Here is a 22,061-nt window from a genome sequence, read left to right as displayed (position 1 = left end):
GCCGGACGGCCCGGCCCCGGTCCTCGCCGGGGCCGATGGCGGCGGCCAGCCCGGCCGTCAGCTCCTCCGGCACGGTCACCGGGACGCCCGCGCGCCGCAGCCAGCTCAGCGTCCAGCCCCGCTCGAAGACCGTCACGGGGGCCGCGCAGGGCACCGGGCCCGCGTAGCGGTCCACGACCGCCTCCAGGTAGTGGCGCACGGGTGAGTCCTCCCCCGGGCCGCCGAGCCACGCGGCGCCCGCGGCGGGCGAGGCGCCGATCGCGGCGGCCCGCCCCTCGCGGAGGGGCGTCGGGACGACTCCCGGGGCCTTCGACGCCGCCTCCGCGGCGACCTCCAGCGCGTGCAGCATCTTCTGCGGGACCGCGGCACCCGCGGCCAGCCCGGTCCTGACCAGCGCCAGCTTCCCGCCGTTCATGCCCCGGGGAGGCGGCAGCGGCTCCCCCTCCTCCAGCGCCGCCAGGTGCCCGTTGAGGCGGGCGAGCAGGTCGGGCACGATGAGCTCGACCGCCGGCATGTCCGGCAGTTCCCGCAGGTCGTAGGGGACGCGTGGATCACCGCCCCGGCCCGCTCCCGGCTTCGTACCGGCCCAGCGGCGCAGCGCGGCCAGGCCACGCCGTACGGCTCCGCCGACCGCCGCCTCGTCCGCGAAGGGAGTCCCCGAGGCGCCGGGGACACGTCCGAGTTCGGCGGCCAGCGCCTCGACCGCGGCGAGGGTGGGCACCAGCGCGTAGCCGCCGGGGGCGCCCCAGCCGCCGTCGGGACGCTGGGCGGCGAGCAGGAACCGCACGCGTTCGGCGTGGCCCGTGAGCCAGGGGGCCAGGCTCACCAGCCGTCCCGTCTCGTAGACCGAGACGGAGACCTGGCCCCACGGCTCGGCCGTCAGGCTCGCGACCAGCTCGGCCGCGGCCGCGGCCACCCGGCTCTCCTCGGGGGGAGCGCCCGGCTCCGGCGTCGTGTTCCGGCCCCGCGGTACGGCACCGGGCACCCGCAGGTCTTCGACGGTCACAGCGCACCCCAGTAGTCGGTGACCTGGTAGAAGCCCGCGCAGAAGTCCATCTGCCGCTCCAGGTAGCCCGCGAGTTCGGGGGCCCTGTCCCGCAGCGGGGCGATCAGCTCGCGGCTGCGCGCGGCCAGTTCGGCGACCCGCCGTTCGACCTCGGCGCGCTCCGGCCCGAGCAGCAGGGCGTTGAGGTCGCCCCAGACGACGTCGCGCTCGTAGGTGCCCAGGTCGTTGATGAGGCGGATCACCCGCTGCACCGATCTCGACGCCTCCGCGACCTCGTCGAGGATCTCACCGAGACCTTCGACGGGGCTCTCGGCCGAGCCCGCGGTGTACAGCCAGTGGGCGGCGAAGGCGAAGCAGAAGCCGAGGTTGTCGGCGTTGCCGAGGTAGTCGTCGAACCCGGGGGTGACCTTGTCGGCCTTCCAGCGGGCCTCGCGCAGCATCGCCTCCAGCATCCGCCCCAGCTCCGCGCGCCAGAACGGGCCCAGCACGGGGTGGGCGGGCGAGGCGGCCAGCTCGTCGCGGATCCCGGCGAGCATCAGGGTGAGGTCGTCGCCGTCCTCCGGCGCCGCGCCGTCTGCCACCTCCAGGCAGCGCCGTACGACGCCCTCCACCTCCTCGGGGGAGGTCGCGACGTAGTCGACGAGCCAGTCGAGACCGAAGGCCCACAGGCAGACCTTGTTGGCCATGCGCAACTGCTCGGCGGTGAACCAGGGCCCGCTGAAGGCCATGGCCAGCGACAGGGTGCTGTAGAGGGCCGCGTCGAACGGCTTGGCGGAGAACAGGCCGGGGTAGGCCTCGGCCCACTCGCGCATGTCCCGCTGGGCCCGGCCCGCGACGGCGCAGATCGTCCCGCACTCCGCGGCCTCGGGCCGGGGTGCGGCGTCCGTGCGGGTCACGCCGCCGCGCCGGGGGCGTGCCTGAGCGGGAGAAGGTTCATCATCACTTTCTCCCTGGGTCTGAGCGAGGCCGCGGGGAAGGGGGTGTACGGCCCCGCCGCGACCTGGAGGCGGAAGCGGCTCAGCACGGCGGCCACGATGAGGGGCGCCTCGACATGGAACAGGTGCTTGCCCAGGCACTGGTGCGGCCCGCCGCCGAAGGGGAAGTAGGAGTAGCGGTGCGCGCCGTCCCGCGCGCCGGGCGCGAAGCGCTCCGGGTCGAAGTCGAGCGGGCGCTCCCAGAACTCGTCGAGCCGGTGGGTGGCGTAGGGGCTGATCAGCACCTGGGCGCCCGCCTTGATCCGCGTCCCGCCCAGCTCGGCGGTCCTGGCGGCCATCCTGGGGAAGATCCAGCCGGCCGGGTACAGGCGCAGCAGTTCCTGCAGGACCATGCCGGTGTAGCGCAGCTCGGGCAGGTGCTCCGGCGTCACGGGGCCGGCGCCGACGACCCGGTCGATCTCCTCCTGGAGCCTGGCCGCGACGTGCGGGTGGGCCTCCAGCAGCGGCCACAGCCAGGTCAGGGTCATGGCCGTCGACTCCGAGGCCGCGCCGTAGACGCTGACGAGGTTGTCGCGGATCTGCTGGTCGTCGAGCGGCGCGCCGCCGTCCTCCTGGCCGACCCGGCAGAGCGCGGAGATGACGTCGTGGCCGTCACCGTGTTCGGCCCGCGCCTGGCGGATCACCGGGAACACCACGTCGTCCACCGTCTTGACGGCCCTCATGAAGGCCCGGTCGCCGGGGACCCGTACCGAGTAGGGCATGAACGGCATGAGCAGCCGGAAGTTGATCGAGGTCGCGGCCGTGTCGTAGGCGGGGGCCAGGAGCTCGCCCTCCTCGGGGGTGATCCGGTCGCCGAACAGCACCCGGATCACGGCCCTGTTCACGATCCTGGACATCTCCTCCATGATGTCGACGGGCCGTCCCGACGTGACGTACGCGTCGAGGCGGGAGACACAGCCGGTGATCACCTTCGCCATCTCCCCGGCGAGCGTGGCGATGTAGCGTCTGGTGAAGAGGGGCTGCAGGACCTTCCTGCTCGACTCCCAGGGCTCGTCCTCGCCCAGGACGCTGGCACCGGTCATGCGGCGCAGGGGGCGCCAGAACATGCCGTCGCGGCGGTAGCCGGTCCACTCGGCTCTCAGCACCCGCTGGACGTGGTCGGGATGGGTGACCAGATAGGGGCGGAAGAGCCCGAGGTCAAGCCGGACGACCTCGCCCTTCGCCCGTCTGCCCATCTCGGCCAGGGCGTTCACCGGGTCCCTCATCAGCCCGGGAAGGGCACGGTGAACGGGGACGGTCCTGCTCCGCCGGAATGTTCCCGCGGTCGCGTCGATCGACATTGCTACGCTCTCCCACCTCGCATGACGCGAACACACGCAGCGTGACCGCCGCCCACGGCGATGCCGGGGCGGTCGGACGCAATCAGGGACCGCGGCCACTCCGGTGTGACCCGTCCCACACGGGAAACAGTCAGGGCCGGTCGACCGGCGGCCCCTCTGTGTCCTTCCCGCGCCTCACCATGCGCCTTCTCACGCTCACATGACTAAAGGGCTTTAATACGCCTTTCACAACCCTTTGGGCGAAGTATCACATGATTGGCAGTGGGCGATCAAGGTCGCAGCCAAATAATCGTTTTACCATAACTGTAATGAATCAGTTTCTTAAGCAAGGATTCATGTAATGTGGGCAGAATTCGCAAATCAGTTCCCACCTGTGGTCGCTCAGCGTGACCGGGATCACATGACCTCCCGCGGTCACGCGGGCCGGTGCCCGAAGGCGTCCAGGATGCGGTCGGCGGCCAGGGACGGCGTCAGCTCCCCCGTCTGCACCAGCCGCTCGACCTCCGGGGCGATCGCGGCCACCTCCGGATGCCCGCGGAGCCCGGCCAGCAGGCGTTCGGTCACCAGCGCCCAGGTCCAGCCGACCTGCTGCGCGCGGCGGCGGGCGGACAGCTCGCCCGAGACCTCCATGGCCTCCTGGTGCGCCACGACCTGACGCCACAGCTCCTCCATCCCCGCGCCTTCGAGTCCGCTGCAGGTCAGCACGGGCACCGTGCGCTCGGAGCGCAACAGCCGCAGCGCCCCGGCCAGCTCCCTGGCCGCCCTCCTGGCGTCCGGTTCGTGCGGCCCGTCGGCCTTGTTGACCGCGATCACGTCCGCCAGCTCCAGCACGCCCTTCTTGATGCCCTGGAGCTGGTCGCCGGTCCTGGCCAGCGCGAGCAGCAGGAAGGTGTCCACCATGTCGGCGACCGCGGTCTCCGACTGGCCGACCCCCACCGTCTCGACGAGTACGACGTCGTAGCCCGCCGCCTCGACCACGACCATCGCCTCACGGGTCGCCTTGGCCACCCCGCCGAGCGTGCCCGAGGTCGGGGACGGGCGGATGAAGGCGGCCGGGTCGGCCGCCAGTCTGGACATCCTGGTCTTGTCGCCCAGGATGCTGCCGCCGGTCCTGGTCGACGACGGATCGACGGCGAGCACCGCGACCCGGTGCCCCCTGCCGGTCAGGAGGGTGCCGAGCGTGTCGACGAAGGTGGACTTGCCCACGCCGGGCACCCCGGTCACCCCGACCCGGCGGGCCCTGCCCGCCAGCGGGGCCAGCTCGACCAGCAGCCGCTGGGCCATGGCCCGGTGGTCGGGCCTGCTCGACTCGACCAGCGTGATCGCCCTGGCGATCCAGGCCCGGGAGCCCTCCTTGACCCCCCGGGCGTAGTCCTCAACCGTCCTGGACATGGCCGAGCCGGGTACGCAGTTCGGCCAGCAGCTCCCCGGCGGCCCCGGCGATCACGGTCCCGGGCGGGAAGATCGCCGAGGCCCCCGCGGCGCGCAGCGCCTCGAAGTCTCCCGGCGGGATCACCCCGCCGACCACGATCATGACGTCCTCCGCGCCCAGCTCGGCCAGCGCCGCCCGCAGCGCGGGCACCAGCGTCAGGTGCCCGGCGGCCAGCGAGGAGACCCCGACCACGTGCACGTCGGCCTCGACCGCCTGGCGGGCGACCTCCTCGGGCGTCTGGAACAGCGGGCCGACGTCCACGTCGAACCCCAGGTCGGCGAAGGCCGTCGCGATCACCTTCTGCCCTCGGTCGTGGCCGTCCTGGCCCATCTTGGCGACCAGGATGCGGGGGCGGCGCCCCTCAAGCCGCTCGAACTCGGCGCAGGCCGTACGGACCTCGTCCACTCCCGGACCCACCTCCTGCCGGTAGACACCGGAGATCGTGCGGATCTGGCCCGCGTGCCTGCCGAAGACCTTCTCCAGCGCGTCGGAGATCTCCCCGACCGTCGCCATGGCCCGCGCCGCCTCGATGGACAGCGCCAGCAGGTTGCCGTCCCCGGCCGCGCCCTTGGTCAGCGCCTCAAGGGCCCGTTCGACCCGCGCCGGGTCGCGCTCCTGGCGCAGCCTGCGGAGTTTGTCGAGCTGCTGGGCGCGCACCGCGCTGTTGTCGACCTTGAGGACCTCGATGGGCTCCTCGGCGTCGGGCCGGTACTTGTTGACGCCGATCACCGGCTGGCGCCCGGAGTCGATACGGGCCTGGGTCCGGGCCGCGGCCTCCTCGATGCGCAGCTTGGGCAGGCCCTGGTCGATCGCCCTGGCCATGCCGCCCGCCGCCTCGACCTCCTGGATGTGCCCCCAGGCCCTGACCGCCAGCTCGTGGGTGAGCCGCTCGACGTAGTAGGAGCCGCCCCACGGGTCGATCACCCGGCAGGTGCCCGACTCCTGCTGCAGCAGCAGCTGGGTGTTGCGGGCGATCCTTGCGGAGAAGTCGGTCGGCAGCGCCAGCGCCTCGTCCAGGGCGTTGGTGTGCAGCGACTGGGTGTGCCCCTGGGTCGCGGCCATCGCCTCGACGCAGGTGCGCACCACGTTGTTGAAGACGTCCTGGGCGGTCAACGACCAGCCGGAGGTCTGCGAGTGGGTCCGCAGCGACAGCGACCTGGGGTTCTCCGCGCCGAACCCGGAGACCAGGCGCGCCCACAGCAGCCGGGCGGCGCGGAGCTTGGCGACCTCCATGAAGAAGTTCATGCCGATGCACCAGAAGAACGACAGGCGGGGCGCGAACCTGTCGACGTCGAGCCCGGCCGCGGTGCCCGCCCTGAGGTACTCGACGCCGTCGGCCAGGGTGTAGGCCAGCTCCAGGTCGCACGTGGCCCCGGCCTCCTGGATGTGGTACCCGGAGATCGAGATGGAGTTGAACTTCGGCATCCGCTCGCTGGTGTAGGAGAAGATGTCGGAGATGATCCGCATCGACGGAGCGGGCGGATAGATGTAGGTGTTGCGGACCATGAACTCCTTGAGGATGTCGTTCTGGATGGTCCCGGCCAGCTGCTCCGGCGCCACCCCCTGCTCCTCGGCGGCCACGATGTAGAGCGCGAGCACCGGGAGCACCGCGCCGTTCATGGTCATCGACACGCTCATCCGGTCGAGGGGGATGCCGTCGAACAGCTGCCGCATGTCGTAGATGGAGTCGATGGCGACCCCCGCCATGCCCACGTCCCCGGCCACCCTCGGATGGTCGGAGTCGTAGCCCCGGTGGGTGGCCAGGTCGAAGGCGACCGACAGTCCCTTCTGCCCGGCCGCCAGGTTGCGGCGGTAGAAGGCGTTGGACTCCTCGGCCGTGGAGAACCCGGCGTACTGCCTGACGGTCCACGGCTGGTTGACGTACATGGTCGGGTACGGCCCGCGCAGGTACGGCACCGTCCCCGGGTAGGTCTCCAGGAAGCCGAGCCCGTCGAGGTCGTCGGCCGTGTACAGCGGCTTGACGTCGATGCCCTCCGGCGTCCGCCACGTCAGCTCGTCCGGGTTCTGACCGGTCGCCCGCCGCACGGCCCGCGCCCAGCCCTCCCGGTCGGGGGGCGCCGCGGGCTCTCCGGTCAGCCCGATTCCGGAGAAGTCGGGAATCAACGAGCCACCTCCAGGTCGTCGAAGATCGTGCGGAGCACGCCGAGCGCGTCGCACCCGGCGTGGACGGTGGCGTCCACGCCCACGTGGTCCCCCCTGCCCGCCAGCCACACCTTCACCGCCCCGGCCTCGCGCAGCGCGGCGGCCACGGCCTCGGCGTGCTCGCCGTACAGCCGGTCGCTTGAGCACAGGCAGGCGATCCTGGCGCCGCTCGCGGCGAAGGCCGCGGCGATCGCGGCCGGGTCGACCGTGCCTCCCGGCGGCACGGGGGCGGTGAGGGCCGCGACGCCCCCGGCGTTGAACAGGTTGGCCGCGAAGGAGGCCCTGGCGGTGTGCGCGGCGACCGGGCCGATGACGGCCAGGAACACCGCGGGCCTGACCTCCTGGGCGTCCGCCAGATCGCGCAGCGCCTCGAACTCCTGGGCGTAACGGACACCGGCCCGGGGACGCGGTCTGGGCGGCCTGCTCAGCGGGCGCTCACCGAGGTCGGGGAACTCGCTCACCCCGGTGATCGGGTCGCGGCGGTGCGCGATGTTGCCGGAGCGCTCACGCCAGGTGGCGGCGATCCGGCCGGAGACGAGCCCCGACTCCACGGCCGCGGCCATGCCCCCGGCGCGTTCGATCTCCTGGAACCACTCCCAGGCCTTGCCCGCCAGGTCCTCGGTGAGCCGCTCGACGTACCACGACCCGCCCGCGGGGTCCGTCACCCTGGCCGTCCCCGCCTCCTCGACGAGCAGCGCGTGGGTGTTACGGGCGATCCTGCGGGCGAAGGCGTCGGGCAGCCCCAGGCAGGCGTCGAACGGCTGCACGGTCACCGCGTCCGCTCCGCCCGCCCCGGCCGCGAAGCAGGCCAGTGTGGTGCGGAGCATGTTCACCCAGGGGTCGCGGGCCGTCATCATCGCCGAGCCGGTCACCGCGTGCTGGCGCTGCCCCGCGTTCTCCACCGCCCCGCACACCTCGGCGACGCGCGCCCAGACCCGGCGCGCGGCGCGGAGCTTGGCGATGGTGAGGAACTGGTCGGCGGTCGCCGCGTAGCGGAACTCCAGCTGGCCGAACGCCTCCTCGACCGGCAGTCCCGCGCCGGTCAGCGTCCGCAGGGCCGCCACCCCCGCCGCCGTCGCGCAGCCGAGCTCCTCGGCGTCGCCTGCCCCCATGTCGTGGTACGGCGTGCCGTCGACCACGACCGCGCGCAGCCCTGGGAAGTCGGCCGCGCAGCGCCGGGCCAGTTCGGCCGCGGTCGCGGGGTCGCGGACCGGGTCGGCCCCCAGGTTCCCGGTCAGGCCGCCCCGGGCGACGCCGCGCCGTTCGGCCAGCGCGAACAGTGTCCCGGCCGCCTCCGCGGTGCGTTCCCCGGCGTCCAGGACGATCGGGACCAGGTCCAGGTAGATCTCCTCGCCGAGGACACGCGGCAGGTCCTCCGGCTCCAGCGTGAGCCACAGTGAGGTGACGCCGTTCTCCAGGTCGGCCAGGACCGCCTCCCTGTCGGCCACCTCATGGCGCTGCCTGACGTCCCAGCCCCCCACAGGGCGGGCCCCTCTGACGTACGGCGCCGCACCGGGCAGGCCCGGGTCGCCGGGCAGGTCGGAGGAGTCGTAGAGCGGCGCGATGGTCACGCCGTCGTAGGTGGTGGAGGACAGCGCCTCCTCCGGTGAGTCCGTCTCGATCCCGGACTTGCGCAGGACGCCGAGCGCGAGCTCACGCCACCGCTCCCGCGTGGTCGGCGGGAAACCGTCGGCCGTTCGAAGTTCCTCAGGCGGCACCGTCATGAACCGGATAGTAAGCCCACCCGCCAAACCGCCTTCCCTCCCCCCGGTCCCGAACGGCGGGCTCCCGCTCACGGCCGAGGCGTACGGCCTCGCCGGCCTGGGATTACCCGGGGTCGCACGAGGAAAGGCCCCGCCCTCCCGGGGCGAATTCGAGGAGCCGGGAGGGCGGGGCCTTCCGGTGGGCCGGATGCCCACCAGGGCGGATCAGGTGACCGGGGCCTTCCAGGTGGCGTCCCAGGTCGCGCGGTCGACGGCGCCGGTGACCGGCAGGCTCTTCTCCGCCTGGAAGGCGCGGCACACCTCACGGGAGCGCTCGCCGTACAGGCCGTCGACGTCGATGTCCCAGCCTCGGGCCTTCATCTTGGCCTGCCAGGTGCGCACGTCCTCCCCCTCCAGGAGGGGCGGGTACTTCAGGACGCGGCCGGGGAAGGCGGGCGGGGACGGCTCCTGGGGCTCGCCGGGGGTCTGGCCGCCGCCGGGGCGGGGGGCGCCCCTCCTGACCCAGGCGTACAGCGCGTCTCCCGGGCAGTCGGTCGAGTAGCCGTCGCGGTGGCCCTTGATCTCTCTGCCGGCGCCGCCCTTGAGGCGCAGGTAGTCGACGGCGTCGAGGATGGCGTTCAGGGTGTCGTCGGTCGGCTGGACCAGACCGGCGTTGCCGACCAGGCCGAGCACGGCGTAGTGGGCGCTGTTGAGACCGGCGCCGTTGGCCGCGGGCAGGTGACCGGGGCCACGGCCCTCGAACACCTTGCGGTGCGGGCAGGCGATCATCGAGTAGCCGATGTCGATCCAGCCGTTGCCGTCCATGTGGAAGTTCTGGATCGACCTGACCATCGCGACGCACTTGGCGTGGTCGTCGACGATGCCCGGGCTCACCTGGCCGCCGGTGTAGTGGACCTTGACTCCTTTGGTCGAGGTGAGCCTGCCGTAGGAACCGCGCGGCTCCCGGGCACCCCACTCTCGACGGGTAACAAGATCGATGGCCACGAGGGTTCTCCACGGTTTGGGTACAGGGGGTTAATCGGAGCGTAGTCGTTGACGCTTCGCCTGATCCCGTGGTTTACGAACTGATCTCCTGAAGAAACGGGACTCTGGCGACCGATCACCCTCGCCTACCCATAGAAAGCCCCCCAAACCCATTCAGGGTCGTTCTCCCAGGTCAGGGCGGATGACCCTGCGCTCGGTGACGATGGCCGTGACCAGATCGTGCGGGGTGACGTCGAAGGCCGGGTTGGCCGCGCGGGCCCCCGCGGGCGCGAGCCGTGTCCCGCGCACGCCGAGCACCTCGTCCTGGTCGCGTTCCTCGATCTCGATCCCGGCGCCGGTCGGGGTGGCGGGGTCGACGGTGCTCTCCGGGGCGACGACGACGAACGGCACGCCCGCCCGGCGGGCGCCCAGGGCCAGGGCGTACGAGCCGATCTTGTTCGCCGTGTCGCCGTCCGCGGCGATCCGGTCGGCGCCGATGAGCACCGCGTCCGCGTACCCCCTGGCCAGCAGGAACGGTCCCGCCGAGTCGGCGATCAGCCGGTACGGCGCGCCCATCCGGTCCAGCTCCCAGGCCGTCAGCCTGGCGCCCTGCAGCAGCGGCCTGGTCTCCATGGCCAGCGCCTCGGCCAGCCGTCCCCGCTCGTGCAGGGTCTGCACGACGCCGAGGGCGGTGCCGCGCTCGACCGCGGCCAGGCCTCCGGTGTTGCAGACGGTCATGATCCGCACCCGGTCACGCCTGGTGAGCTCGCGCACCAGGTCGGCGCCCCGCTCCCCCATCGCGCGGCAGGCCGCGATGTCGTCGTCCCTGATCCGCAGGGCGTGGGCGAGGACCGCCTCGAACCCGCCGTCCAGATGGCCGAGCGCGGCGTCGACGGCCCAGGCGAGGTTGACCGCGGTCGGCCTGGCCGCGCGCAGCCTGGCCGCGACCGCCACGGGGTCGGGTTCGTCGCGTACGGCGAGTGCCACCCCGAGCGCCCCGGCGACCCCCAGCGCGGGCGCGCCCCGTACGGCCAGCCGCCGGATGGCCCCGATGAGCTCGTCCACCGTGCCGATCCTGAGCATGTCGCATCTGTCGGGAAGCGCCGTCTGGTCCACGAGTTCGATGGCGTCGTCCACCCAGTCGATCGTCCGCATGTCTCAAAATATGCCTATATCAGGCGGGCATCGCTAGCCTTGCCCCGTGAGCACCACCCCCCTGTCCCAGGACGACCCCCGCAGCCTGGGCGCCTTCCGGCTGACCGGAAGGCTGGGCGAGGGCGGCCAGGGCGTCGTCTACCTGGGGCAGACGCCCGGCGGGGAGCAGGTCGCCGTCAAGCTGCTGTTCGGCGCCGACGCCGAGACCCGCGCGCGACTGGCCAGGGAGCTGTCGGCGCTGGAGAGCGTCGCCCCCTTCTGCACGGCCCGCGTGCTGGCCGCCTCGGTCGACGGGCCCCGGCCGTACGTGGTGAGCGAGTTCGTCGACGGGCCGTCCCTGCAGCAGCGGATCAGGGAGCGCGGGCCGCTGCGGGGCGGTGAGCTGGAGCGGCTCGTGGTCGGCACGGCGACCGCGCTGGCGGCGATCCACGCGGCCGGGGTCGTGCACCGGGACTTCAAGCCGGCCAACGTGCTGCTCGGTCCCGACGGCCCCCGGGTCGTGGACTTCGGCATCGCCAGGGCGGACGGCGCGGCGACGATGACCTCGGGCATCGTCGGCACCCCGGCCTACATGGCGCCCGAGCAGATCGGCGGTTCCCCGGCCTCGCCCGCCTCCGACGTGTTCGCCTGGGCGGCCACCATGCTGTGCGCGGCGAGCGGGCGTTCGCCGTTCGGGGCCGACACACTGCCCGCCGTGCTGAACCGGATCCTCAACCACCGGCCCGACCTTTCCGTACTGCCCGCCAGGCTGGCCGGGCTGATCGGCGCGTGCCTGGACAAGGACCCGGCGCGCAGGCCCACCGCCCGTTCCCTGATGGTGAGCCTCGTCGATCCGGGCGGGCAGGCTCCGCCGTCCGGGAAGCCGGTGGGCGGGGCGGTGGCCGGAGAGGCCACCGGCGGGGCGAAGGCCGGGGAGAGCACCGGTGAGGGCGGCGCGGGCCTGCGCACCCAGGCGTCCCGGCGGCGTTCCGGGACCGTGCTCGGCGCCGGTCTGGCCGCCGTTGCGCTCGTGGCCGCCGGGGGTGTCACGGTCTGGTACCTGGCCGGCGGGCCGGGTTCGGTCCCCGCCTCGACGGGCGGCCCCCGCGTGACGGGCACGCCTGCGGGCGCCACCGCCTCCCCTCCGGAGGAGTCCCGGGGGGAGTACGACGACCTGCCCGGCGACGTCTACGACACCGGGGAGCCGGTCCCCGAGTCCTCGGCGGGTCCAGGAGGCGCCGGAGTCCCCGCCGCGTTCGCCGGGACCTGGTCCGGGCACATCAAGCCGACGGAGAGCGGACCCTTCCCCCTCCGCGAGCACGACGTGACGATCGTCCTGGCCCAGGGGGAGAAGTCGGGCTCGTGGACCGAGCCGACCTCGGGGTGCTCGGGCACCCTCGCGCTCACCAGAACCAGTGGGAAGGCCCTCGGGTTCGAGCTGAAGGTCCACGACGTCCTCCAGTGCGTCCCGGGCGACCTCACCCTCACCGGCAAGGGCGGACGGCTGGCCTACCACTGGACCGACGGCATGGGCTTCGGCACCACCTACGACGGCGTGCTGTCCAGGAAGTGAGGTAAATCCCTCGACCCGGATGGCCGCGAAGGGAATCATTGCCGACATGTCCGTTCTCAGGGAGGTCAGTATCACTCCGGAGCCGCACCCGGCGGAAGTACCGATGAACATCTGGCTCGACGACGGCGACTCGGCGGTCGACGTGATCGACGCCCTGGCGCTGTCGCCGTTCGCGACGGGCGCCCAGCCGTGGTCGCGCACCACCGAACTGGAACGGATCCGCGCCGACGCCCCGCTCGCCCCGGCGACGGGGACGCTGGTGCGGGTCGCGCGGGAGGACGACGGGCGGGAGTCCCGGCTGATCCGCGGGGAGGGCTGGACGCTGCGGGTCGTCCGCTACCGCAACCGCTCCGCGCTGGTCAGCGTCACCGCGGTCGACGAGGGGCTGGCCCGCTCGGTGATCGAGGAGACGGTCAAGGACGCGCGGGAGGCCGTACCGGAGAGCGACCACGTCGAGATGGGCTTCTGGTGGCAGGGCCCGCACGGCGCCCGCCGTTCCGGCAAGCCCATCACCGCCGTCCCCTGGGCGGAGATCGGCGGCAACTACTCCCGGTCCCTGCGCGGCCCGCTCGACCGGCTGATGGCCCTGACCCCCGCCGACGTGCGTGGCCGCCTGGTCCTGCTGCACGGACCGCCCGGCACCGGGAAGACGACGCTGCTGCGCACGCTCGCCCGCGAGTGGCGCTCCTGGTGCCAGGTCGACTGCGTGCTCGACCCGGAGCGGCTGTTCAACTCCCCCGGCTATCTGATGGAGGTCGCGGTCGGCTCTGACTCCGACGACGAGGGCGGCAAGAAGTGGCGCCTCCTCGTGCTTGAGGACTGTGACGAGCTGATCAGGGCCGGAGCCAAGGAGGTGACGGGGCAGGGTCTCTCCCGGCTGCTCAACCTGACCGACGGCCTGCTCGGTCACGGCCGTGACGTGCTGGTCGCGATCACGACCAACGAGAGCCTGTCCCGGCTCCACCCTGCGGTGGTCCGCCCGGGCCGCTGCCTCGCCCAGCTTGAGGTCGGCGCCCTTCCGCACGACGAGGCGGTCGGGTGGCTGGGCACCGCGGAGGGCGTCCCGGTGTCGGGCGCGACCCTCGCCGAGCTGTTCGCCCTGCGTGACGGGGTGGGCGAGGCCCCGGCCGAGCCGGAGAGCATCGGCCTGTACCTCTGAGGGCTGTGTCCGCGGGCGTCGCACCCGGGAGATCGTGTGGTCTCCCGGGTCGTTCCCCGCATGTGACAGGATGTCGCTCCACGAGGGACGCGCCGTTATTGTCCGGTGGATGGGCACTCTCGGCAAACGTTCCCCCGGCCGTGACCGGGGGCCGAAGCGGCACAGCCCGCTGAAGGCGCTGGTGCTGACGGCCGTGACAGGCTTTGCCCTGGTCTCCGGGATCGGCGCCGTCGGTGACCGGATCAGCAGGGCGCACAACGCCGTCAAGGCGAGCACCCCGGCCCCCACCACCCCCGCGCCCGGCCCGCCGTCCGCGGGGACGTCCGTCGGCGTGTCCCCCGACGCGCGCCGGGTCCGGGCGCTGCTGGGCGCCCTGCGGGAGATCGACCCCGCGCTCGGCGCCGCGCCCGGCCGGGGGGAGCCGGTCGGCCGGGCGCTGGCCTCGTGCCGGGACCTGGCGGAGGGAACGGATCGCGCGGAGGCGAGACGGCGGGTACGCGCCCGCTTCGGCGAAACGGTCGTGACCGGTTCCCGGAAGGCGGAGCGCGTCCTGACGGCCATCGAGAGAACGCTCTGCTCACCCTGAGATTTCACGGCATATTGCATATGTCATGAAATATGCCGTTAATCACCTCGGACCGTTCGGGGAGAATTCCGGGCTCAGGACTCGCTGTCGGTCCAGACACCGGTCACCCTGCCGCCTCCCGGGCACCGATAGCTCTTCGTGTGCGAGGTGTACTGCCAGGGCGAGTGGTAGTCGGCGCCGCCGGTCGTGCACCGCACGCCGAGCCGCCAGCGCTCCCAGCCGTCCATGATGGTGCAGCCGCCGTATCCGATGGTCCTGGCGTCGTTGGTGTAGGAACGGCAGGTCGCCAGGGGGGCGGACAGACCGGAGGTCCCGGCCTGGGCGGGGGGATGGCCGTACACCAGTCCTCCCAGGGCCAGAACGCCCGCGGCGGCGACGGCCGCCTTTCTGGTGATCACGCGCTGGTACCTCCGATGGGAAGCGAGGGGTGGACCGCGGGCGGGACGCCCGCACAGAGGTGCGCGACAAAAGTTATCTTTGACCTAGGAAAGAGACAAGAAAAGCCCGAAATATTCGATTATGTTATATGCCTAAAAATGGTGACATAAGGCGTGGAATATCGTCCGATATGCCGGTCGGGGGGCAGATCCCGCGCCACATCGCGCGGACGCCGAGCGCCAGGCCGCCGGACCCGGCCCGAGCACGGTCAGCGGCACCGGCCCGGCCGGCACCCCGAGACGAGGGCGAGCAGCGAGGTGGGCACTCGCAGGCAGCCCGGCTTCGCCGGAGAGGCGAAAGGCGTGCGGGTAACGGCGGCGGCCGAGGAGGACCGGCCAGGGGGAAGCGCGGAGGTAAGGCAGGAAATCCCAGGTCAAGAGCTTTCGCGGGCCGCATCGTCACCTGAGCCGGACACGTGCCGGCTTGCCGGTCGGCGCCGGCCGGTGACATCGGAACCCGGGTTCATCGACAGCCGTGCAGAACCGCCTGGGACAGCGCTCAGAAGCCGGGTCGCCCAGGGCAGACCACCCCGGACGATCCGGCTTCCCAACGACACCATCGATCTCAGTCACCGGCTACGGCTGCCGGACCCACGGTCAAGCTGACACGGTCAGCACTTCTTCAAGATGGCGGTGAGGATTCCGGTATTACTAGCCGTTACGCATGGGTTTGAGTTGGACTCAAGAACGCCGAGCCCATTGGACGGTGCGGGGTCGGCGGCTGACGGTGCCGCCGTGGTCGCCAGCATGCCGAAGACGGCCATCCCAGCGGCAGCGAACCCGATGACGATGCGGCGCACGATGCTTTCTCCTCTTTCCTGGAGTTGTCGATCCACCTCAAGTGGTAGCCACCCCATTAAACACGAACCGTAACCGTCAGTTACACAGAGCTACCTTCGCGTGGGGGAAATCCACGGGGCCCAGGAAACGAGCGACAGCGCCTGATGTACAGGACGGGTCCCGAAAAGTCGGCGCAATAGGACAAAACCAGAGACTCCACCTTTGAGAAGGTGGAGCGCGAGCGCTCGGGTGGTGGCGGTGACCGAGGAGCGCCACGAGCTGACCTGCGGAAACGCTCCCCTTCCCGGACACGGGAACGGCCCGGGCCACCTGGCCCGGGCCGTTCCGCCCTCGCTGACATCGTGTTACGCGAGACCGGGGACTTTCTCCGGTGTCGCCGTCCCCGCCTGCCCCTGTGAGGCGGGTGAGGGCTCCTTCCAAGGTCTCTCGGATTAGCTCAGGAGAAGCGGCGCCCCTCGTCGCGGCGGTAGGCCCACACGGCCAGGCCGGCGAAGACCGCGACCCACAGCGCCAGCATCGCCAGGGAGAGCGGGGCGGGCGAGAAGCCCGTGCTGGCGGCCCAGACCAGCTCGACCGCGCCCCTGGTCGGCAGGTAGGGGGCGACGGCCTGGATGAACGCCGGGGCGGTGCTGGGAGGACCGGTGAGCAGACCGCCGCCGACGGCCATCGGGAAGAACACCACCTGGGCCACGACGATGGCGGCCTTCGACGGCAGCGCGTAGCCGATGAACAGGCCCATCAGGGTGAAGGGAAGCGATCCCAGGAGCAGCGCGGCCAGGCCGAGCAGCAGCTGCCCGAGGGTCACCGTCGCCTCCGTGAGGAAGGCCGCGATGAGCAGGACGGGGATGACCGCGATCGTCATGATGCCCATGACGGTGAGGATGCGCCCGGTGAAGCGGGGCAGCGGCCCGGCGGGCAGGGTGCGCAGGTAGGGGTCCCACGGTTGGGCCCTGTCCTCGGCGACACCGATGCCGTAGGTGAACAGGCAGGAGGACATGACCGCGAAGACCAGCATCGCGCCGGTCGCGTAGGTCGCCGCGACCGGGTCGTCCCCGGCGAAGGGCACCACGAAGAACAGCATCGACAGCGCGGGGAAGACGGAGCTTCCGATCACCGTCATGGGCACGCGGACGGTTTCGAGGAACTGGTAGCGGGTGTGGGTGAGGACGAGGGACATCACGGGCTCCTGTCGGGGTCCGGTGGGAGGGGTCCGTTGGGGGTCGGGCCGCGAGGGGCGGCCTCAGGCGGCCTGGGGCTCACGGCCGGTGATGGAGAGGAAGGCCTCCTCAAGGGAGGTCGGCCTGACCTCAAGGCCGGAGAAGGGGACGCCGCTCAGCACCAGCTCGCGGACCAGGGCGTCGGCGTCGGCGGTGAGCAGGTGCGTACGGTCGCCCTCTCGCTCGACACCGATGACTCCGGCGAGGGCGGGCGGTTCGGAGACGGTCAGCGTGACACGGTGGACGCCCACCAGGCCGCGCACCGCCCCAACGGTGTCGTCGGTGAGCACCCGGCCCTCGCCGATCACGACGACCCGCTGGGCCAGGGCCTCGATCTCCTCCAGATAGTGGCTGGTCAGGACCACGGTCCCGCCTCCGGCGTGGAAGTCCCTGACCGCGCCCCAGAGGGCGTGGCGGGCCTCGACGTCGAGACCGGTGGTCGGCTCGTCGAGGAAGACCAGGCGGGGGTTTCCGGTGAAGGCGAGCGCGACCGCCAGACGCCGCTTCTGCCCGCCGGACAGGCCGCCGATCTGGCGCCTGGCCAGGTCGACGAGGCCGAAGCGTTCGAGCAGTTCCCCTCTGCTCACCGCGCCGGGGAAGTGGGCGGCCACGAAGTCGACGCACTCGCCGACCCGCAGCGCGGGCGGCAGGCCGGTCTCCTGCGGGGTGACGCCGATGCCGCGGCGCCTGGCCGGGTCGAGCGGTGAGCCGCCGAGCAGTTCGACGGTTCCCGAGGTCGGCCTTCTGAGCCCGGCGAACAGGTTGACCAGCGTGGACTTGCCCGCGCCGTTCGGACCGAGCAGCCCGACCAGTTCACCGGCCCGGATGTCCAGGCTGACGCGGTCGAGCGCCGTGACGGCCCCGTAGGCACGGGTGACCTCGACGGCGCGGGCCAGGATCTCTGTCATTGGGGTCCCCTCCTAGGACAGGTCGAGAAGTTCACGGATGGCGGCGGTGTAGTCCTCGAAGGCCCGGCGCCCCCGCCGGGTCAGAGCGACGTAGGTCGTCGGGGTGCGCCCCCGGTGGGTCTTGACGATCTCCACGTAACCGGCTTCCTCCAGCTTCCCCAGGTGTACGGACAGGTTTCCCGCGGTCATCCCGAGCAGCTCCCGCAGCCCCGGGAAGGTGATCTGGTTGGCCTCGCCCAGCGTGTTGAGCGTGGCGACCACCCGGAGCCTGGCCTGGGCGTGGATGACCGGGTCGAGCTCGCGCGGTCCCGTCATGCCCCGCCCCGCTGCCGCGCCCGCTGCACCACTCCGACGACGGTGAACACTCCACCGGCTCCGACGGACATGAGCAGGGCGTGGACGGTCGGTCCCGCGATGGCACCCGCCACGTTGAGCGCGGCGAGCCAGGCGCCGAGGAAGAACATCGTCCGCACCCGCCACAGCGCGCCCCCCACGGCGTAGAGGACGGCGACGACCGTCATGGACGTCACCGCCCACAGCAGGCCGGACTCCTCGGAGGGCAGCAGGAGCGAGAGCCTGACGCAGATCGCGACCACGCAGGCGAAGCCGAACGACCAGGAGATGCCGTACATCATGCCCCGGTCGGCCGCCTCTCCCCTCACCTGGCCGCTGACCGTCCGCTGCGCGAAAAGGGTGGTCGCCATGGAGAGGACCATCAGCGCGAACAGCACCGCCAGTGCCGTGCTCCGGGAGAGCAGGCCGTAGGCGTAGTTCAGGAACAGGGCGCCGAACCCGGCGAACCAGGTGATCCCCCATGGCGTGTGGGTCAGCAGCGGGTCGCCGCCGAGCCGCCTGGTCGTCGTGGCCTGCTGCTCCTCGATCAGGCGGAGCATCTCCTCCGGACTCAGTGGCCGGTCGTCGTCGTCGAGCCGATCCATCCCCTGCTCCTCAAACTAGTTTGAACCGTAAACCTCTGGTTTGAACTGTAAACCAGCTTGCGATCCAAACTCAAGGGGATTGCGCCGCGAGACCGGCGACCATGAGCCGCGGTTCCGTTTCAGGACCCGTCGCGGGTCTCCACGCGTTCCTGGGCGCGCATGACCTCGTCGCCGTGTTCGGCGGCCCACAGGCCGAACGCCTCTATCGGCGGCAGCAGGCTCCGGCCGAGGTCGGTGAGACCGTAGTCGACGTGGGGCGGTGCGCCGGGGTGGACCCGGCGTTCGACCAGGCCGTTGAACTCCAGCCTGCGCAGGGTCTCGGTGAGCACCTTGGGGCTGATCCCGCCGATTCGTTCGCGCAGCCTGCCGGGCCGTACCGGGCCCTCGCGCAGCGCCCAGACGACCACGGCGTTCCAGGTGTTGGCCAGCAGGTCGAAGGCGAGCCTGGCCCGGCAGTCGGCGAGGAACCCCTGGTCGGCGGACACGCACCAAATGGTGCCCGATCGGCTGCCTAACGTCGTACCCGGGTCCGACCACAGGAAGGGACGAACACGATGAGGATCGGAATCGTGGGCACCGGCGGCATGGCGGAGGCCCTGGGCGGAAGGTGGGCGCGCGCCGGGCACGACGTGCTGGTCGGCGGGCGGGACGAGGGCCGTGCGGCGGCCCTCGCGGACAGGATCGGCGCACGCGCGGGAGACCCCCGGCGGGCGGCCCGGCACGGCGTGGACGCGGTGCTGCTTGCGGTGCCGTACGGCGCGGCCACCGGGGTGGTCTCCGCCCTGGCCGGCGTCCTGGACGGCCGCACGCTGATCGACTGCACCAACCCGGTCGCCCCCGGCTTCCTGCTGGAGACCGCGGGCGGCCCCTCCGCCGCCGAGCGTGTGGCCGCGGCGGCGCCCGGCGCGCGCGTCGTCAAGGCGTTCAACCTCTGCCACCGGAGCGTGTGGCACTTGGACCCGCCGGTCTTCGGCGGCCGTCCGCTGGCGGTCCCGCTCTGCGGTGACGACGCGCAGGCGCTGGAGACCGTACGGAGCCTGGTACGTGACCTGGGCTGCAAGCCGTTCGACGGCGGAGGGCTGGAACGGGCGGGCCTGCTTGAGGCGACCGCGGCCTTCCTGATCGGGCTCTGGGTCGGCGAGGGGGTGGACGCCCAGGCGATCGCGCCGCCGATGGAACACTCCGGCTCCCACGCCTGAACCCGCCCGGCCCGGCGCCACACCCGGCCGCGGCACGGTGACGTCAAAGGAACCCGGGCCGGCCAGAGCGTCCGGGGACCTCCGGACCGGGCCCGGCACCCTGCCCAGGTTGTGCCTGAGGTCGCCGAAGTGCGTGTCGCTGACAGTGATCACGATCCGGCCGAGGCCCGGGCTGCCGCCCGGGAACAGGGGTTCACGAGGGTTCGGCCCGTGTCGCCCTGTCGAAGATCTCGACGAGTTCGTCGGCGCAGTGGTCCGCGTCGTGGCCGTTGACGACGCGGTCGGCCGTCGCGTCGATGGCCGACCGCAGCGCCGTGCCCATCAGCTCGCCGTCGAACGCCCTGAACGTTCCCGCGCGCTGCCCGTCCTCGAACAGCGCGACCAGTCTGCCGATCGCGGCGTCGTGCTCCCGGCCGCCGACGGGCACGTGATTGTACACGATCTGCTGTATCGCGCGCACGTGCCCGGGGTGTGCGGCGACGAAGGCGATGTTCGCCCTGATGTAGGCCTCAAGCAGCGCGCGGGCCCCGGTGGCGGCGTCGAGCCGCGGGCGCATGAAGGCGGCGGCGTCGGCGGTGACCTGGCCGACGACGGCCTCGAAGAGCTGTTCTTTGGTGGAGAAGTGGTAGGAGATCAGTCTCTTGCTGCTCAGCCCGGCGTGCTCGCAGATGGCCTCGAAGGTGGTCTCCGCGTAGCCGCGCTCGGCGAGCACCGCGATGGTGGCGGAGGCGATCTGGGCCCTGCGTGCCTCGGTGGCCGCGGCCCGGCGGGTTCTGGCGATCTCCATGTCACCTCAGCCTGCCACGCTTCGGAAACGCCTCGCGCACGGCGCGGCGGTTGATCGTGAACGCGACGACGGCGACCAGGACGCCGATCACGCCCTGCTCCACCTTCATCCAGCCGGGGTAGCCGCTGTCCGGCGCGAGGATGATGAGCACGATTCCGACGGGCGCGGCGGCGGTGACGAAGCGGATGCGCACGTAGGCCGACCGCCTGCCGTGCGCGGCCTGCCCGGCGAGGACGACGAGCCAGGCGGAGGCGACCGCGACGGCGGCGCCGCGCAGCCACACCACCCAGTTGCCGCCGACGACGGCGGCCGTCCCGAGTGCCGCGACGGAGATGACGAGCACGGCGACGAAGAGCGCCCTGACCAGACTCCACACTTTGTTATCCATGCGGATAAATTTATACGTGTGGATAACAAGATGCAAAGACGTCACCGTGGGTATGCACCCATGATCAGTCGGTTTGCGGGGGGCGTGTTCCATGACTGGCGAGGTCTCGTCGATCTGCTCGAACCTGATCAGGTTCGACACCACCAATCCGGGCGCAGGGGAACGGCCCGCGGCCGAGTACGTCGCCGAACTGCTGGCCGAGGTGGGCATCGAGCCGGTGGTCTTCGAGTCGGCCAGCCGCAGGACCAGCGTGGTCGCCAGGATTCCCGGCGACTCGCCCGAGGCCCTGCTGGTCCACGGCCACCTGGACGTGGTGCCCGCCGAGCCCGCCGACTGGCGGATCCACCCGTTCTCCGGGGAGATCACCGGCGGCTGCGTCTGGGGCAGGGGCGCGGTCGACATGAAGGGCACGCTGTCCATGACGCTCGCCCTGGTCCGCGACTGGGCCAGACGCGGCGTGCGGCCGGCCAGGGACATGGTGCTGGCCTTCCTCGCCGACGAGGAGGCGACCGGCGAGTACGGCGCGCGGTACGCGGTGCGGCGGCGCAGGGAACTGTTCGACGGCTGCACCGAGGCGATCGGTGAGTCGGGTGGCTACAGCGTCGAGGTGCGGGGGCGGCGCGTCTACCCGATCGCGGTCGGCGAGCGCGGCACCGCGTGGATGAGGCTGACCGCGGACGGCGTGACGGGCCACGGCTCCCGCCCTCCGGCGGACAACGCGGTCGCCGAGCTGTGCCACGCCCTGTCCAGGCTCGCCGCCCACCGCTGGCCGGTACGGCTGACGCCCGGCGTCGCCGCCCTGCTCACGAGCCTTGAGGAGATCCTGGGGGAACGCATCGACCGCGACCGGCTCGAACAGGAGGCCGAGCGGCTCGGCCGGGCGGGCACGCTGTTCGCGGCGCAGATCCGCAACTCGGCCAACCCGACGATGCTCCAGGCGGGTTACAAGGTCAACGTGGTCCCCGGCACCGCCACCGCCCACGTGGACGGGCGGTTCCTGCCCGGATACCGGGAGGAGTTCCTGGAGACGATCGACCGGCTGCTCGGGCCGAGGATCACCCGCGAGTTCCTCAGCCTGGAGGAGGCGCCGGACGCGTCACTGGCCGCGCCCTTCTTCGAGCTGCTCCGCGCGGCGATCCTCGCCGAGGACGGACAGGCGCGGCCGGTGCCGTACGTGATGTCGGGGGGCACCGACGCCAAGTCCTTCGCCGAGATCGGCATCAGGGGGTACGGCTTCGCGCCGTTGCGGCTCTCCCCCGACCTTGACTACTTCGGCATGTTCCACGGGGTGGACGAGCGCGTCCCGGTCGAGGGGCTTGAGTTCGGCGTCCGGGTGCTGGACCGGCTACTGGCCTCCCCCGCCGCCTGAGG

21 protein-coding genes and 1 pseudogene are annotated in these 22,061 nt (G+C 72.0%); 5 read left to right on the top strand and 17 right to left on the bottom strand.

The window, feature by feature from the left end; genetic code table 11:
• The 8 genes and pseudogenes from ACFOYY_RS04185 to mtnA form a co-directional block, all read right to left on the bottom strand.
• A pseudogene (locus ACFOYY_RS04185) lies at positions 1-1,006 on the bottom strand (hypothetical protein); the annotation flags it as partial.
• On the bottom strand, positions 1,003-1,902 hold the full coding sequence (locus ACFOYY_RS04180; RefSeq protein WP_386187967.1) for a terpene synthase family protein: 900 nt from the start codon (positions 1,900-1,902) through the stop codon (positions 1,003-1,005). The gene ACFOYY_RS04180 and the pseudogene ACFOYY_RS04185, both read right to left, overlap by 4 nt.
• Positions 1,899-3,206, bottom strand: a complete 1,308-nt coding sequence (locus ACFOYY_RS04175) for a cytochrome P450 (RefSeq protein WP_386187966.1) — start codon at positions 3,204-3,206, stop codon at positions 1,899-1,901. The genes ACFOYY_RS04180 and ACFOYY_RS04175 overlap by 4 nt, the downstream gene beginning before the upstream one ends.
• Before the next feature lie 489 nt (positions 3,207-3,695).
• The gene (gene meaB / locus ACFOYY_RS04170; protein ID WP_352012011.1) at positions 3,696-4,673 is read right to left on the bottom strand and encodes a methylmalonyl Co-A mutase-associated GTPase MeaB; all 978 of its coding nucleotides are present in this window, start codon (positions 4,671-4,673) and stop codon (positions 3,696-3,698) included.
• Entirely contained in the window at positions 4,657-6,837 is a 2,181-nt protein-coding gene (scpA, locus tag ACFOYY_RS04165) for a methylmalonyl-CoA mutase (protein WP_386187964.1), read from the bottom strand. The genes meaB and scpA overlap by 17 nt, the downstream gene beginning before the upstream one ends.
• Complete coding sequence (locus ACFOYY_RS04160; RefSeq protein WP_386187962.1) at positions 6,834-8,600, bottom strand: methylmalonyl-CoA mutase family protein; 1,767 nt, start codon at positions 8,598-8,600, stop codon at positions 6,834-6,836. The genes scpA and ACFOYY_RS04160 overlap by 4 nt, the downstream gene beginning before the upstream one ends.
• A gap of 204 nt (positions 8,601-8,804) precedes the next feature.
• Positions 8,805-9,584 (bottom strand): peptidoglycan recognition protein family protein, encoded by a 780-nt coding sequence (locus ACFOYY_RS04155; RefSeq protein WP_386187960.1) that lies wholly within the window; start codon positions 9,582-9,584, stop codon positions 8,805-8,807.
• 153 nt (positions 9,585-9,737) lie between these two features.
• A complete protein-coding gene (gene mtnA / locus ACFOYY_RS04150; RefSeq protein WP_386187958.1) occupies positions 9,738-10,718 on the bottom strand; it encodes an S-methyl-5-thioribose-1-phosphate isomerase in 981 nt (326 codons plus the stop codon).
• A 46-nt stretch (positions 10,719-10,764) separates the two neighbouring features.
• On the opposite strand from mtnA, the gene ACFOYY_RS04145 reads away from it, so the two are divergent.
• The 3 genes from ACFOYY_RS04145 to ACFOYY_RS04135 all read left to right on the top strand — a co-directional run bounded on the left by ACFOYY_RS04145 (position 10,765) and on the right by ACFOYY_RS04135 (position 14,015).
• Positions 10,765-12,270 (top strand): serine/threonine-protein kinase, encoded by a 1,506-nt coding sequence (locus tag ACFOYY_RS04145; protein WP_386187955.1) that lies wholly within the window; start codon positions 10,765-10,767, stop codon positions 12,268-12,270.
• Positions 12,271-12,316: 46 nt separating this feature from the next.
• On the top strand, positions 12,317-13,429 hold the full coding sequence (locus tag ACFOYY_RS04140) for a DUF5925 domain-containing protein (protein WP_352012005.1): 1,113 nt from the start codon (positions 12,317-12,319) through the stop codon (positions 13,427-13,429).
• A gap of 109 nt (positions 13,430-13,538) precedes the next feature.
• On the top strand, positions 13,539-14,015 hold the full coding sequence (locus tag ACFOYY_RS04135; RefSeq protein ID WP_386187952.1) for a hypothetical protein: 477 nt from the start codon (positions 13,539-13,541) through the stop codon (positions 14,013-14,015).
• A gap of 74 nt (positions 14,016-14,089) precedes the next feature.
• Here ACFOYY_RS04135 and ACFOYY_RS04130 read toward each other — a convergent pair whose 3' ends face one another.
• From ACFOYY_RS04130 to ACFOYY_RS04100, 7 genes are all read right to left on the bottom strand, one after another.
• Positions 14,090-14,413 (bottom strand): hypothetical protein, encoded by a 324-nt coding sequence (locus ACFOYY_RS04130; protein WP_352012003.1) that lies wholly within the window; start codon positions 14,411-14,413, stop codon positions 14,090-14,092.
• A gap of 650 nt (positions 14,414-15,063) precedes the next feature.
• The gene (locus tag ACFOYY_RS04125) at positions 15,064-15,252 is read right to left on the bottom strand and encodes a hypothetical protein (protein WP_362911746.1); all 189 of its coding nucleotides are present in this window, start codon (positions 15,250-15,252) and stop codon (positions 15,064-15,066) included.
• Positions 15,253-15,689: 437 nt separating this feature from the next.
• A complete protein-coding gene (locus tag ACFOYY_RS04120) occupies positions 15,690-16,430 on the bottom strand; it encodes an ABC transporter permease (protein WP_362911744.1) in 741 nt (246 codons plus the stop codon).
• A gap of 63 nt (positions 16,431-16,493) precedes the next feature.
• A complete protein-coding gene (locus ACFOYY_RS04115; RefSeq protein WP_362911742.1) occupies positions 16,494-17,378 on the bottom strand; it encodes an ABC transporter ATP-binding protein in 885 nt (294 codons plus the stop codon).
• A gap of 12 nt (positions 17,379-17,390) precedes the next feature.
• On the bottom strand, positions 17,391-17,693 hold the full coding sequence (locus ACFOYY_RS04110) for a transcriptional regulator (RefSeq protein WP_352011999.1): 303 nt from the start codon (positions 17,691-17,693) through the stop codon (positions 17,391-17,393).
• A complete protein-coding gene (locus ACFOYY_RS04105; RefSeq protein ID WP_386187947.1) occupies positions 17,690-18,316 on the bottom strand; it encodes a hypothetical protein in 627 nt (208 codons plus the stop codon). The genes ACFOYY_RS04110 and ACFOYY_RS04105 overlap by 4 nt, the downstream gene beginning before the upstream one ends.
• A 119-nt stretch (positions 18,317-18,435) precedes the next feature.
• Entirely contained in the window at positions 18,436-18,801 is a 366-nt protein-coding gene (locus ACFOYY_RS04100; RefSeq protein ID WP_352011997.1) for a winged helix-turn-helix transcriptional regulator, read from the bottom strand.
• Positions 18,802-18,870: 69 nt separating this feature from the next.
• Here ACFOYY_RS04100 and ACFOYY_RS04095 point away from each other — a divergent pair, with 69 nt between their 5' ends.
• The gene (locus ACFOYY_RS04095) at positions 18,871-19,515 is read left to right on the top strand and encodes an NADPH-dependent F420 reductase (RefSeq protein WP_386187944.1); all 645 of its coding nucleotides are present in this window, start codon (positions 18,871-18,873) and stop codon (positions 19,513-19,515) included.
• Between the two features lie 193 nt (positions 19,516-19,708).
• Here the strand turns inward: ACFOYY_RS04095 and ACFOYY_RS04090 are convergent, their stop codons facing one another.
• Complete coding sequence (locus tag ACFOYY_RS04090) at positions 19,709-20,302, bottom strand: TetR/AcrR family transcriptional regulator (protein ID WP_352011995.1); 594 nt, start codon at positions 20,300-20,302, stop codon at positions 19,709-19,711.
• Position 20,303: 1 nt separating this feature from the next.
• Entirely contained in the window at positions 20,304-20,690 is a 387-nt protein-coding gene (locus tag ACFOYY_RS04085; protein ID WP_352011994.1) for a hypothetical protein, read from the bottom strand.
• A 91-nt stretch (positions 20,691-20,781) separates the two neighbouring features.
• On the opposite strand from ACFOYY_RS04085, the gene ACFOYY_RS04080 reads away from it, so the two are divergent.
• Entirely contained in the window at positions 20,782-22,059 is a 1,278-nt protein-coding gene (locus tag ACFOYY_RS04080) for a M20/M25/M40 family metallo-hydrolase (RefSeq protein ID WP_386187940.1), read from the top strand.
• Positions 22,060-22,061: the final 2 nt, after the last annotated feature.

The sequence above is a fragment of the Streptosporangium jomthongense genome, assembly GCF_042650425.1.
GTDB lineage: Bacteria > Actinomycetota > Actinomycetes > Streptosporangiales > Streptosporangiaceae > Streptosporangium.
The sequence above is the reverse complement of the archived record's forward strand: the minus strand, read 5'-3'. Positions and strand labels throughout refer to the sequence as shown.